This window comes from Bradyrhizobium sp. CCGUVB23, assembly GCF_024199885.1.
Classification (GTDB): domain Bacteria; phylum Pseudomonadota; class Alphaproteobacteria; order Rhizobiales; family Xanthobacteraceae; genus Bradyrhizobium.
The window spans coordinates 6,113,972-6,126,813 of sequence record NZ_JANADQ010000001.1 but is presented as its reverse complement, the minus strand read 5'-3'; the positions used below and the strand labels follow the sequence as shown (position 1 = coordinate 6,126,813).

The window sequence follows — 12,842 nt, the reverse complement described above, 5'->3', positions numbered from 1 at the left end:
ATCAGGGCGCCGTTTTCCGCGCCGGCAGAACCGCGCCGGCGCTGGTCAGCACGAGCAAACGCCCACTGTCGCTTTTGATCTCCTCGATGCGGCCGAGGCCCGGCACCTGTTGTCCGAGGATGGCCTCGACGACGCCGTTCGGCCCCTGAAGGATCGCGATGCCTTCATAGGCCTGACGAACCGACCAGCCCTTGACCACCTTCTTCGGAGGCGTCGCGTGCTCTGACGGCGACACCGAACCAGTGATCTCGGTGCCAGGGCCTGCCGACGCCACGACCGCCATGGGCTGGCCGGCAGACGCCGTCTGGGAGGCGACGGGAGCCGGCATAGGCGTCTGCGCCTGAGCGAGCTTCTCGAGCTTCGCGGTCGAAGCCGAGTTGACGCGCTCGATGCGGTCGAGATTCTCGGCGAAGCGACCGAAGCGATCACTCGTCGTCTTGCTCGAGAGATCGACGGCGGTCCGCAAGCCGTCGAGATTCTCCGAGACACCGGAGACCTGACGGCGTAACTGCGCGACTGTCTCGCGTAAATTCCTGATCTCGGCGCTGGTCGCCGCATTGGTCTGGCTCGGCTGCGTGGTCAGATAGGCGATGACGCCGGTGCAGGCGCTGACCACCAGACCAACCGCGATCGCCAGTGTCGCAAGCGGTACCACCCAGGAGGGACGCGGCGCCGGCGGCTTGGAGACGATCACGGCCGGCCGCACCGCGACCGACGCGGGCTTCGGTATCGCCATCTTGTCCAACCGGGCTTTGGCGCGAATACGCTTGAGCCCTTCGAGCGCTTCCTTTGCAACCGCTTCATCCGCCGCAACAGCCGACGCATTCCTGGTGCCCGCCTGAGGCGCGGCAGTGCGTGGCGAAGGGCCCTTACCTTTCGGATCTTGCGCGTCGCGGCGCTGCGTCGCTGCCCCCGACATGTCTGCCGGTCCATTCGGACGAGCCTGTCCATCGGACGACATTCAAAATGCTCCGTCTCGGTTCTTCTCACTGTTCGCGAAGCTAGATCGCCAAGCTTGTCCGAAACCGGCGCGGATGTCCGTTCGTCATGCCGGATACGACGCAACCAAGCGTAGTGCGCCGGCACGACACTCTGCAGTGCGGCATCAAAGCAACAGCGCGATCGCGATTTGCATTTGCGGCGTTTGTCTGGCGCTACCTGAGTCAAATTGGCGCACCCGCCTCAAAGGCTCAGGTGTCGATGCAGGAGTCAAAATCCGCTTCCGAAGCGCGTTTACGCAAGCGCACAAAATGCCCGTGATTTCATGGCGTCGGCGACCGATCGAACCGGAACACGACAGATGTAGTAAGGATGCTTAATCAACTGTTACGTTCTGAAATACCAAGAAGCAACCAGTAAAAACAAATAACATCAAGCCCGCTTACCAAGAGGTTTTTTCCGCGCGCTTGATCGGAATTCGGCAATTGTTACGGTCCTACTCAAGTGATTCTCGCCAGTTGGCGAGGAGAACGACACGGTTCAGCAATGTTCGGACGCAATCCGTAACTCGACGCAGCCGGACCAAATCGTTTCTCATCTGCTTCGCGAGGCCATCGTAAGGCGCTCGCCGAGCCTCACTTCGTAAGCGTTCAGTATCGAGTGGCGTAACAGGCCTGCAGACCGCAGGCGCTGAACGCGAAGGGCTGCCTGCGAACGTCATCACCGAACCACAACAAGCGTTCGCGGGGGAATATCGTCAAACGGCATGGCTGTCGGTTCGGCCTGGGCATAACAAAAGTCTTCCCGGCAGAATCACGGCGAGTGCGAAACAGGGGCGAAAGACTGATGTATATAATCGTTGATGATCGCGAAAGCGTGGCGAACAGCTACATTACAGGGCTCGTTCGTGAAGGCGTTTCGTCGATCGGCTTCTCTTCCGGTGAATTCTGGGACTGGCTGCAATCCGCAAGCGAAGCGGATCTCGAGGCCGTCGACGCCTTCCTCTTGGGGGATGTCGATGCGCGCGGAAGCATTCCGCGCGCGGTACGGAAGCGATCATCGGCTCCGATCATCGCCTTGAGCGGACTGAAGATGCTCAAGAATACGCTGGAGTTGTTCGAGGCCGGGGTCGACGACGTCGTCCACGTTCCTATCCACCTGCGCGAGATCCTCGCCAGGACTGCGGCGATCGCGCGCCGCCGGATGGGCGACAGCCCGCGGCCCTGCGAGACCAGGATCCAGGTCTTCTTCAACGGCCGCGATCCGGAGATCGGCGGCCATGCTCTGACGCTCCCCCGCCGCGAGCTACGCATCCTTGAATACATGGTCGGCAACCACGGCAAATGGATCACGAAGACGCAGATCTTCAATGCGGTCTACGGCATCTTCGAGTCGACCTATGACGAGAGCGTGATCGAGAGCCATGTCAGCAAGCTGCGCAAGAAGCTGCGCGATCGCCTCGGCTTCGATGCCATCGTGGCGCGGCGCTACGTCGGCTACCGGCTCGACATCCCCGTGAGCGAGACCATCGACGAGCCGATCGGGGAACTCCAGGACGTCGGCATCCTCCTCAACCGGTCGCATTCCAGCCCGGCGGCATACTCCGCGAGCTAACAGCTCAAAGCCAGACGAGGTCCCTGCGCACAACGTGCGCGGGGATGACAGTCGCAGCGGCAAACTCCGTCATTGCGAGCGCAGTTGACCTTTCGCTGCTTATGCCAATCCCCGCCGGCAGCTTTTGAAGCTACGGCTTGGGCTGGAATTCCTCGCGCGAGACGTAGTTGAAATCCTCGACCAGGACGTCCTGAATGACGTCGGCCTGCATACGCTCGTTGACGCGCTGCTTGATGGCGGCCGTCAGGATGGACAGGTCGTATCGGGCGAGCTTCCTGAAATCCAGGCGGTCGTCCGCGTAAATCTTTCGGAAGGCTTCATCGATGACGAACGGATCCGGCGGAACGGTGAGCTGATGCATCGTCCGCGCCTCGACCGTGTAGACGAACCGCGCGACGATGTAGCCCTGCACGCTGCCGTTCTCGACCATCGGCACGCTGAGCGCCCGCGTCTTCTGGTACTGCAGGCCGTCGAGATATTCGTCCTTGTGGATCAGGCCGCCGTTCTCTTTCCAATAGGCGACCGCATAGCTTCCGCCCGCGGTGAGGACGCACACCCAGAGTCCGGTGAGGAGCAGCCTGATCATTTGCCCTCCTGCGAAGTTTTGCCGCTATAAGTGCCGTCCGACTCGGCCTCCCTGATCGCCCGCACGATGATCTCAGCCACCTCGCGCACCGCGTCGTAGTGCATCTCGAGGACCGCGCGGTTCTTCTCGAGCTTCCGCCGCAGGTTCTGAATTTCCTCGGTGACCTCGGCCTCCGCGCCGAGGTGGAGCTGCGCGCGCATCAGGCGGACGAATTCCAGCATGCTACGACTCTTGCGCGTGCTGAAATCGTCGAAATCGATCTTCTTGCCCGTCTGGAGTGCGAGCGTCTCCTCCTCGATGACCCTCTCGAGCCGCCGGATGGCCGCGAGCAGGCCACGCACCTCGTCGGACCTGGACGGATCGACCGCCACGGGCGCGGGCTCGGCGCGCACATCCGGCAGATGCACGGGTAGCGCCGCTTCGCCCGCCCCCCCGGTCTCCGTGTCCCACTGCTCCGCCGCCATGCTCGTTGCGCGTTCTTCCGCCTGCATCTCAAGTCACCTTCCCGCTCGTCTCAATCCCACCCAGATCATCCGGCTTTTTCCGACTTGCCATCCGCAGCCGCCGGATGCGCAGATGCAAGCTGCCTCGCAATGCCGATCCCCTTGCCTTGCGCGAGCTGATTGCCGAGCTGCTCCGCCAGCATCGAGCGCCAGATGCCGCCCGCGGTACCCTTGCCGAACAGGTCCTGCGCGTTCTGCGGCAACATCGTCTCGACGAAGACCTGGAGAACGAAAGCCTCGAACTTGCGGTAGACGTCGCCCGAGGACGGAGCCTTGATCACCCGCACCGGTGCGGCCGCATTCGTGGAGTCGAGCGAGGCCTCCGGCGTCTTTGCCGCCACCTGATCGCCGGCGACGCTCGCCGCCCTGGTGGCCTCGGTTTGCATCGTGGCAGCAAAGTCGGCATCCGACGACTTCAGCGCATCGAGCTTCGCGGTGGCCGCACGCTGCGTCACCGGATCGGCGGCCTCCAGGACGTCGAGGACGACGTCGGGCGTCGGTGTCACGATCATGTATCGGCTCCGGTTAGCTGTTTATGGACGTCCAGTCGCGCACACCGGAGTGCGCGCCGGCGATCTCCTCGAGGACGCGCATCTCCGCCTCGCGCTGCTTGCTCGCAATCACACCTCTTGCGACCTGCTCTAGATGTTTCACGCGTCGGCTTTGCGCATGGACCTGGCCGAGCTGCTTCTCGGCTTCGGCTTGGACCGCGCGGGCCCCGACGCTGGTTGTCGCAAGACGCCGCGAGATCGAATAGCTCGACGAGCCGGCCGGCAGCTCCGCGTCATTGAGGGCGCCGACCAGATAGACCTCCTCGTCCTGCAAGTGCTGCTCCCGCTGCCTGAGCTGCACGAGCTGCCACTCGGACAGCCGAAGTTGCAGCTTCATCAGCGAGACCAAGCGCGTGAGCCTTTCTGCACGTGACGTCATCGATCATTCCGCCAGAAACGACGTCACGCCGATCATGAACTGCGTCAGGAGCTCATCGCTGATCAGATAGAGCAGCAAGAGCCCGCCGAGCAAAACGAACGGCACCGAGATGAAATAGACCGGGATGGACGGCGTCAGCTTGTTGACCAGGCCGACGGCCAGATTGACGATGACGGAGTAGACGATGAAGGGACTGGTGATCCGCAGCGTCAGCACGAAGGCTTCGGAGAGACGGTTGACGAGCTGCGAAAGCGCGACATCGCCGCCGAGCCTGTCGCCGGGATGCCAGACGTCGTAGGAATTCATGAGCCCTCTGAGTACCTGCCAGTGCTGGTCGGTCATGAAGAACAGCGTGGTCACGGCCGCCATGATCAGCGGGACCAGCGCCGGCGCCGGATCGGTATCGCCGACCGGCGTTCCCGGGATGTTGGAAAGCCCGATCGCGCCCGCCATCGCGGTCGCCATGGTCTGAAGCGCAAGGAAGAACACACGCCCGGCGATGCCGATGATGCTGCCCGTGAACAGCTCCGAACCGATCAGCGAGGCCAGCGCGAGCGGCTGCGCGTCAGTCAGGAGCGGCTTGAGCGTCGCGACCAGGATCGGCGCCAGCGCAAAGGTCGTGACGATCGCGACGAACAGGCGGATCTGAACGGGAATGTTGACGCTGGAAAAGCCGGGCACCAGCATCAGGCAGGCGCCGATGCGACAGAACACGATGAAGGTGGCCAGAACGCTGTCCGCAAGACCGCTGATCACGACACCGCTCCAAGCGCCCTGATCTCGGCGCTGCGCGCCACCTCGACATGCGACAGGATCGGCAGGGTCGGAAACACCCGCTCCAGGATCATGCGGACGTAGGGACGGGCTTCCGGGGTCACCGCCAGCACGACGTTCGTGCCCGTCTCGGTGATCTTCCTGACGGCGGCACTGGCCTCGGTCGCGAATTGCTCGATCAGGCGCGGATCCGCGTCGAACTCGACCACGTCGCCCTTGGCGTCGCGCTTCAGGCTCTGGTGAAATGCGAGGTCCCAGCGATTGCCAAGACGCAGCACGTTGAGCACACCGTTGTCGGAGAGATCGCCGCAGATCTGCTGGGCAAGCCGCATCCGCACATGCTCGGCGACCTGCTCGGAGCGACGCACATGCGGTGCGATCTCGGCGATCGCCTCGAGGATGAGATGAAGGTTCCTGATCGAAACGCGCTCGGCGAGCAGGATCTTCAGGATCGCCAGCAATCCGGAGTAGGAGATCTGCGACGGACAGAGATCCTCGACCAGGCGCTTGTACTCGGGATCGAGCCGGTCGAGCAGGCCGCGCATGTCCTTGTAAGATAGGAGCTGGGCGAGGTTCGCCCTGAGGACCTCGCTCAGATGCGTGAGCAGTACCGACAGATTGTCGACAGGCTTGCAGCCCTGCCGCTTGACCTCCTCGGTGAAGGCCTCGGTCACCCACAGCGCCTTCATGCCGAAGGCCGGCTCGATCACCTCGTCGCCGGGCACGTCGGGCTTGCCGTCCTTGTCCACCAGCACCATGATCTCGCCCAGCCGCAACTCGCCATGGGCGATGCGCGTGTCGTGGATGCGGATCTGGTAACCCTTGGGATCGATCGACAGGTTGTCGGTGAGCTTGATTTCCGGGATCACGAAGCCGTACTGCTTGGCGAATTTCTTGCGGATCTTGGCGACGCGATGTGCGAGCTCGCTGCGCGAGCCGAGCAGGTGAACCGAGAGCTGGCTTCCCAGCGAGAGCTCGATCTCCGCGGTCTTCAGCGATTCCTTGACGGATTCCTTGGCCTCCGCCTGGGCCCGCGCGTCGGCCTTGCGCGCCTCCTCCTTGCGCTGCTCGGCCGCCTGGCGCTTGGGCAGCGAATAGCCGACGAAAGCCATGACCCCGCCAAGCAATACGAACGGCGCCAGCGGTAGACCCGGCATGAGTGCGAGAACGAACATCATCAGCGCGGCTGCCGAGACGGCGCGCGGATAGCCGCCGAGCTGCCGCAGCACGGCCTGCTCCGCCGACCCCCTGGTGCCACCCTTGGAGACCAGGAGGCCCGCCGACAGCGAGACGATCAGAGCCGGCATCTGCGACACCAGACCGTCGCCGACGGACAGCTTGGTGTAGACGTCGGCGGCGCGCGCGAGCGTCAAGCCGTGATGGGTGACACCGATGACGATGCCGCCGAAGATGTTGATCGCGGTGATGATCAGGCCCGCGATAGCGTCGCCCCGCACGAATTTCGAGGCACCGTCCATCGCACCGAAGAACGCGCTTTCTTCCTCGAGCTCGCGGCGCCGGCGCTGCGCCTCCTTGTCGTCGATCAGGCCCGCGGACAAATCGGCATCGATCGCCATCTGCTTGCCGGGGATGGCGTCCAGGGTGAAACGGGCGCCGACTTCGGCGATACGGGTCGCGCCCTTGGTGATCACGACGAAGTTTACCGTGACCAGGATCGCGAAGATGATCAGGCCGATGACGAAATCGCCACCCATGACGAACTTGGAGAAGCCGGCGACGACATGGCCGGCGGCCTGCTCGCCCTCCCCGCCCCGCGACAGGATCAGTCGGGTGGTCGCGATGTTCAGCGCCAGCCGCAGGATCGTCGCGATCAGGAGCACGGTCGGGAATGCGGAGAAGTCGAGCGGCCGCTGGATCCACAGCGCGACCATCAGGATCAACGCCGAAAGCGCGATCGAGAACGCAAGGCCGAGATCGATCAGCATCGGCGGGATCGGCAGGAACAGGATCGTAAGCATGACCACGATGCCGCCCGCGAAGAAGGCGTCCGCGCCAAGTCGTCGCGGGTTCGGCAGGCTCGCAGTCAACGTATCGGCCATGGGTCACCGGCAGGAGAAATCCGCCGTGCAATCTGCCGCGCAAAGCTTACGCGAGGATGGTGGGGCCGCGGCTGGTCAGAATCCGTGCTCGATGTGCGAATAGACCATCTCGGTGAAGGTGGAGAGATGTGCGCCGATGAAGGAGCCGGACACGGCCACGACGAGCAGGATCACGATGATCTTCGGAACGAAGGTCAGCGTCACCTCCTGAACCTGGGTCAGGGCCTGGACGAGAGCAATGATCGTGCCGACCAGCATCGCCGCGCCGACCGCGGGCCCCGAGGCGATGATGATCGTCCAGATCGCCTGCTGAACGATGTCGAGGGCGTCCCTCTCGTTCATGGGCTAGCTGATGGTGAGCCCGGCGCCGACCGGGATCCGCGTGCCGTTCTCGAGCGTGGCGACGGCGCCGTCGGTGTTGATGGAGACCGAGGCGATCTTGCCGCTCACGGTCGTTCCACTGCTATCGGTATAGCTCGCCGTGTGCCCGATCAGCCCGTCGGCCTGGGACAGCGCCGAGGAGGAGAGCAGCGCATCGAGCTTCGAATTGGTCTGCATGGCCTGCTCGACCGTCGAGAGCTGCGCGAACTGGCTCATATATTGCGATGTATCCATCGGATTGGTCGGATCCTGGTTCTTCATCTCGGCGATGAGGAGCTGCAGGAAGGTGTTGTAGTCGACCGTGTTGGTTGCCGTCGTCGTGGTGGTTCCGGTCGAGGTCGACTGCGTGCTGGTCGCGTCGGTGGCGCTGGTGACGTTCATGTCTCTCTCCGCTGTCAGGCCGCCTCGAAGGGGGCGTTGGTCGCAGGGCCGGCCAGGATCGCCTGCTCCACCGGAAACAGCGCCCTTATCCGCTTCAAGGCCTCGTAGTAACGGCTCGTCCCGACCTGTTCGTCGATCACGGCGAGGCCCTCCAGCATCTGCTGGTTCTCGCAGACCGCCAGCAGGGCGGCGTGGTGCTGGGCGTAGAGCGCGGCGGCATCGGCGACGCCGGTCGGATTCATCAGCATGTGCTGGACGATGAAATAGAGCTGGCGCAGCGCCGTCGTGGCGTCAGCCGCCTGCATGACCTGACCTTCCAGAAGGAACATCACGTCATTGACGAGCTCGAGCGAGACCTTGCGGTCCACGCGCAGCACCGCCCCGTTGACGTAGATCCGCTCGCCCGCCCGCAAGGATATCTTCATCAGAGCGCGTCCCGGATCACGCGATTGATCTCGACGAGCTGCGCCACGTCGTTCGATTTCTCCGCGCGCAGACGATCGGCTTCCTTGACGACCCACAGGCCGATCGAGATGATGTCGGCGCGGAGCTGCTCGGGCAAGCCGTTCTCCGGATGCGAGAGATCCTCGATGAAGATCGCCCACAGGCGGCGGACATAGAGCAGGGTTTCGACCAGGTCCTCGGCGCTGAAATGACCCTTGCCGAGCCGCTCCATGCGGTCGATGCCGAGCGTCAGGGCCATCCGTTCGCGGCTCCGCGCCTCGAGGCTACTGTCTTCCACCACCGCTTCATAAGCTTCAAAAGTCATCTGAACCACTTTGCGCAGGAAACCGAACGACGGGACAACGACGACACTGCGGCTCAGAGATAGTTGATGAGGCTGATCTTCTGCATCCGCGAGGTGAGCGCGAGTGCCGTCTCGATCTGGTTTTGTAACGTGTTGATGCGGACCGAGGCTTCGGTCGGATCGACTTTCTCCATGTCGACGACCTGCTGGTTGAGGATGTCGTGCTGGATCTTCAGCTTGTCGGTCGCGGTCGAGATCTGCTGCTGGACCGAGCCGATCGTGCCGCCGAGCACAGCGAGGTTGTCGATCGCGCCGCCGACGAGACCGATGGCCTTGTTGACGACGGTCTGGAACGTCGCCTGGTTCAGGTTCGCGTTGCCGAGATCGCTGAGCATGGTGTAGGCCTCGGCGAGCTGGCGGAAGCCCTGCTGGTTGGCACTGACGGACGTATTGACGATCTGGGTCGTCGAGATGCGGCTGCTCAGCGTCTGGTTGGTGGCCGACGACCAGTTGTTGTTCCAGGCGGGACTCTGGAACTCCGCATCGAAGGTGGTGTTGAGGAAGTTCTGCATCTGGGCAGGCGTAATACCACTCACGCCAGCCGCGCTCTGCGTGAAGCCGAAGCCAGTGGGCGGCGCTGCCAGGAAATCAGCGTCGACCTGGTTCTTGCTGGTCGAGCCCGGCGCATAATTCGTGATTGGCGCATTCTGCGTGTTCAGACCGCCGAACAGATATGAGCCATTGTAGGACGCGTTGAGCACGCCGATGAGGTCCTGCAGATTGGCGGAGGCGCTCGGCAGGGTCATCTGGGCGCCGTTGGGGACGTCGCGCGCGGTGATCAGGCTCTTGAGGAAATCCTGGGCGGTCGAGACAAGCTGCGTGATCCGGTTCTGGGTCACGTCCAGGCGGCCCGAGACCAGTCCGTTGGTATCCACGATCTGGTCGATGAAGTCCATGTCCGCTCGCAGCGCCACGTCGCGCCCGGTGGACACGCCGAGCTGGAGGCCGACATCGGCAAACCGGCCGGTGGTCGCCTCCTTGGAAGCGTTGCTCAGCGCGCTCTGGTTGTTCGTGATCGAGGACCTCAATGACGAGGAAAGCATCAAGGTCGAGATATAGTTCGCGCTCATCATGATGATGTCCCCACGGCGGCCAGCAGGCTGCTCAACATGTTGTCGACGGTCGAGATCAGCTTCGACGACGCCGAGTAAGTGCGCTCGACCTGGAGCATGAGCGACATCTCGTCGTCCATGTTGACGCCATTGACGTTCGAGAGCGCCGAGTTGCTGCGGTCGAGCAGCGTGTTCTGATACTGGACGCCGTTGTCAGCGGTCTTGCGCTGGTTTTCGATCCAGCTCGCGGACGACGAGGCGAAATCGATTACGCCGGCGCTCGGCTTGCCCTGCGCGACCGGGTCGAACGGCTGCGCCGCATCCATATTGCTGATGAGCTGTTGCAGACGCGTCGAGAAGCCGGCATTGCCGGCCGTATTGTAGCTGTAAGCGGGGTTGCCGCTAATCGCGCCGTCGCGCAGCAGGTTGGGGTTTCCGCTGGGAGTGGCATTCGGATCGACGGAAGCCGCAATGGTGATGGTGCCGGCGAGACCGACCAAGACGGTCGCGCTCGCGGGCATCGTCGGCGCGCCGGGATAGGTGAAGAGACCAGGCACGTTCGGCAGTGCGGCGCCGGTCTGATCGGTCTCCTGGAAGGCACTGATCAGGCCGCGCGCGATTTCATCGAGCTGGTCCTGGTAGGTGACCGCCGCGTTGTCGCGCAATTGAGCGAGGCCGGCGAGCTTGCCCGTCTTGATCGGCATGACGGAATTGGCGCCGGTCACTGGCACACCGTCGATGTAGACGGCGTTGCCGGTCGTGCCAGGCGTGTAGGCGTTGGTCGGCGCGAAACTTACCGTCCGCGCCACCTTGTCGAACAGCACGACACCGCTATCGGTGTAGAGCGCCGCATCGCCATTGGCGCGGATCGACATGGAGACGCCGACCTCCTGCGACATTTTCGAGACGATGCTATCGCGCTGGTCGAGATAGTCGGTCACATCATCACCGGCGATCGTGCCTTTCACGATCGCCGTATTGACGGTGTCGAACTGGGTGAGGAGCTGATTGATGTTGGCGACCGAGGTCGCCATATCGGCATCGGCACCCTCTCGAACCGACTGCACGGTGTTCGTCGCGTCGTTGAGCGCGGTCGCCATGTCCTTGGCCGAGGAGACCGCAGCCTGCGCCAGCGTCGTATTGTCGGGGGCGTTGGCGAATTGCTGGAGCGCCTGCTTCAGCTTGTTGAGCTCAGCGGTCGGCGACTGATTCAGCTCCGGATCATCCACCGTGGACGCCGCGATCTTCTGGAGGCCATCATAGAGCGCACTTTGCCCGGCGGACGCCGACGTCGCGGTCAGGACGTTGGTGAACAGGCCGACGCTCGCGGCGCGCTGGATCGCGGCAACATAGACGCCCGCACCGGGCAACGTGTCCAGCACGGCGATCTTGCGCGAATAGCCGGCCTGGCTGGCGGCAGCGATATTGCGCGAGATGACCGACGACTGGACGCCCGTCGCCATGAGTGAGGAGCGGGCATTGTCGAGAGCGGCAGTGAGGGACATGACTTGCTCTTTGGCTTGCTCGCGGCCGGGATCAGCGCTTCAGGTTGACGACGACGTCCAGAAGGTCCGCGCCGGTCTGGAACGATTTCGAGTTCGCGGTGAAGCCGCGCTGCGCCTCGATCATCGAGGTCAGCTCGTCGGCGAGATCGACGTTGGATTCCTCCAGCGCGCCGGACTGGATGGTGCCGAGCCCGCCCGTGCCGGCGCTCCCGATCTGCAGGTTTCCGGAGTTGAGGCTCACCGAGTAGACGTTGCCGACCTCGGGCGTGAGGTTGTCGGGGCTCGGGACATCGGCGAGCGGCAACGTATAGATCTGTATCTGCGTCCCATTTTGAAGGATCGCATTCACCGCACCCTTGCTATCGATATCCACCTTCTCGACGGCGGATGGAGCGTTGCCGTTGACTGTGGCCTTGAAATTGAAGCTCGATGCCACCTGGGTCATGGCCGTTAGGTCGACGGTAAAGGCCGAGCCACCGGGAACAGTCACCGTGAGTGACGTTGGTGGACCGACCAGTGCGCCCTTACCAGCCGCAGTCGTATCGAAGTTGAAAGTGCCGAGACCACCCGCGAGCGCGGTGTTCGTCGCTGAATCGTAGACCTGGACCTGCCAGGTATCCAGACCAGCAGTCGTTGCGGTCCTGCTCATGTAGACGTCGAGCGTCACCGGCCTGCCGATGTTGTCGTATGCCACGATTGAGCTCTTCGCGGAGTAGGAAGCCGGAGTGGGTGGACCGGCGATGACGGCCGCGCTCGGGTCCAGATTGCCGGTGACGGTCGCCAGGGTCGAAGGCGTGGCCTGAAGCGTTGCCAGATTGACGTTGACGATCTGCATGCCGGCGGTGCTGTTCGAGGAGATATTGGATACAGCACCAGGGTAACCCAGAAGGTAGAAGCCAGCCGCATTGACCAGATTGCCCTGGCTGTCCGGCACGAACGAGCCAGCTCGCGTAAGGTACTGCTGTGTGTTGGTGGCGTCCGACACCATGAAGAACCCGTTACCCTGGACGGCGAGGTCGGTCGTCGACGTCGTGAACTGTTCATGTCCGGCATCCGTGATCGCGTAGCGGACATGCGTCTCGACCGCGCCAGAATCGTAATTGCCGGTGCCGCTCTTCAGGATCAGCGAGGAAAATTCGGTCTCAGCCCGCTTGTAGCCCGTGGTGTTGACGTTCGCGATGTTGTCCGAAACCGTCGACAGCTTGTTGGACTGCGCGCTCATGCCGGACACGCCGGTGCGCATTACGCCATACAGGCTCATGGATTGGGCTCCTTTGGTATATTGGGCTTACAATGACCGTGCTTGCTT

Annotated in this window: 15 protein-coding genes; 1 reads left to right on the top strand and 14 read right to left on the bottom strand. The window is 63.1% G+C overall.

Annotated elements, in window-relative coordinates:
* Position 1: 1 nt before the first annotated feature.
* Positions 2 to 961: a hypothetical protein gene (locus NLN62_RS28290; protein ID WP_254111057.1), complete on the bottom strand. Its 960-nt coding sequence runs from the start codon at positions 959 to 961 to the stop codon at positions 2 to 4.
* A gap of 824 nt (positions 962 to 1,785) precedes the next feature.
* On the opposite strand from NLN62_RS28290, the gene NLN62_RS28285 reads away from it, so the two are divergent.
* A complete protein-coding gene (locus NLN62_RS28285; protein WP_027524750.1) occupies positions 1,786 to 2,553 on the top strand; it encodes a response regulator transcription factor in 768 nt (255 codons plus the stop codon).
* Positions 2,554 to 2,683: 130 nt separating this feature from the next.
* On the opposite strand, the gene NLN62_RS28280 is transcribed toward NLN62_RS28285, so the two are convergent.
* From NLN62_RS28280 to NLN62_RS28220, 13 genes are all read right to left on the bottom strand, one after another.
* Positions 2,684 to 3,139: a hypothetical protein gene (locus NLN62_RS28280; RefSeq protein WP_027524751.1), complete on the bottom strand. Its 456-nt coding sequence runs from the start codon at positions 3,137 to 3,139 to the stop codon at positions 2,684 to 2,686.
* Entirely contained in the window at positions 3,136 to 3,630 is a 495-nt protein-coding gene (locus NLN62_RS28275) for a hypothetical protein (protein WP_027524752.1), read from the bottom strand. The genes NLN62_RS28280 and NLN62_RS28275 overlap by 4 nt, the downstream gene beginning before the upstream one ends.
* A gap of 38 nt (positions 3,631 to 3,668) precedes the next feature.
* A complete protein-coding gene (locus tag NLN62_RS28270) occupies positions 3,669 to 4,154 on the bottom strand; it encodes a rod-binding protein (RefSeq protein WP_254111055.1) in 486 nt (161 codons plus the stop codon).
* Between the two features lie 13 nt (positions 4,155 to 4,167).
* Entirely contained in the window at positions 4,168 to 4,572 is a 405-nt protein-coding gene (locus tag NLN62_RS28265; protein WP_254111054.1) for a hypothetical protein, read from the bottom strand.
* Between the two features lie 3 nt (positions 4,573 to 4,575).
* Positions 4,576 to 5,328: a flagellar biosynthesis protein FliR gene (gene fliR / locus NLN62_RS28260; protein ID WP_254111052.1), complete on the bottom strand. Its 753-nt coding sequence runs from the start codon at positions 5,326 to 5,328 to the stop codon at positions 4,576 to 4,578.
* Positions 5,325 to 7,406 (bottom strand): flagellar biosynthesis protein FlhA, encoded by a 2,082-nt coding sequence (gene flhA / locus NLN62_RS28255; protein ID WP_027524756.1) that lies wholly within the window; start codon positions 7,404 to 7,406, stop codon positions 5,325 to 5,327. Before flhA ends, fliR begins: the two co-directional genes overlap by 4 nt.
* Before the next feature lie 75 nt (positions 7,407 to 7,481).
* Positions 7,482 to 7,748 carry a flagellar biosynthesis protein FliQ gene (gene fliQ / locus NLN62_RS28250; RefSeq protein ID WP_027524757.1) on the bottom strand — a complete coding sequence of 89 codons (267 nt, stop codon included), beginning with the start codon at positions 7,746 to 7,748 and terminating at the stop codon, positions 7,482 to 7,484.
* A gap of 3 nt (positions 7,749 to 7,751) precedes the next feature.
* A complete protein-coding gene (gene flgD / locus NLN62_RS28245; protein WP_027524758.1) occupies positions 7,752 to 8,168 on the bottom strand; it encodes a flagellar hook assembly protein FlgD in 417 nt (138 codons plus the stop codon).
* Between the two features lie 14 nt (positions 8,169 to 8,182).
* A complete protein-coding gene (flbT, locus tag NLN62_RS28240; RefSeq protein ID WP_027524759.1) occupies positions 8,183 to 8,593 on the bottom strand; it encodes a flagellar biosynthesis repressor FlbT in 411 nt (136 codons plus the stop codon).
* Positions 8,593 to 8,937 carry a flagellar biosynthesis regulator FlaF gene (flaF, locus tag NLN62_RS28235; RefSeq protein ID WP_027524760.1) on the bottom strand — a complete coding sequence of 115 codons (345 nt, stop codon included), beginning with the start codon at positions 8,935 to 8,937 and terminating at the stop codon, positions 8,593 to 8,595. The genes flbT and flaF overlap by 1 nt, the downstream gene beginning before the upstream one ends.
* Before the next feature lie 53 nt (positions 8,938 to 8,990).
* Positions 8,991 to 10,049 carry a flagellar hook-associated family protein gene (locus NLN62_RS28230; protein ID WP_027524761.1) on the bottom strand — a complete coding sequence of 353 codons (1,059 nt, stop codon included), beginning with the start codon at positions 10,047 to 10,049 and terminating at the stop codon, positions 8,991 to 8,993.
* Complete coding sequence (gene flgK / locus NLN62_RS28225) at positions 10,046 to 11,533, bottom strand: flagellar hook-associated protein FlgK (RefSeq protein WP_254111050.1); 1,488 nt, start codon at positions 11,531 to 11,533, stop codon at positions 10,046 to 10,048. The genes NLN62_RS28230 and flgK overlap by 4 nt, the downstream gene beginning before the upstream one ends.
* A gap of 31 nt (positions 11,534 to 11,564) precedes the next feature.
* Positions 11,565 to 12,794 carry a flagellar hook protein FlgE gene (locus tag NLN62_RS28220; protein WP_027524763.1) on the bottom strand — a complete coding sequence of 410 codons (1,230 nt, stop codon included), beginning with the start codon at positions 12,792 to 12,794 and terminating at the stop codon, positions 11,565 to 11,567.
* Between the last annotated feature and the right edge of the window lie 48 nt (positions 12,795 to 12,842).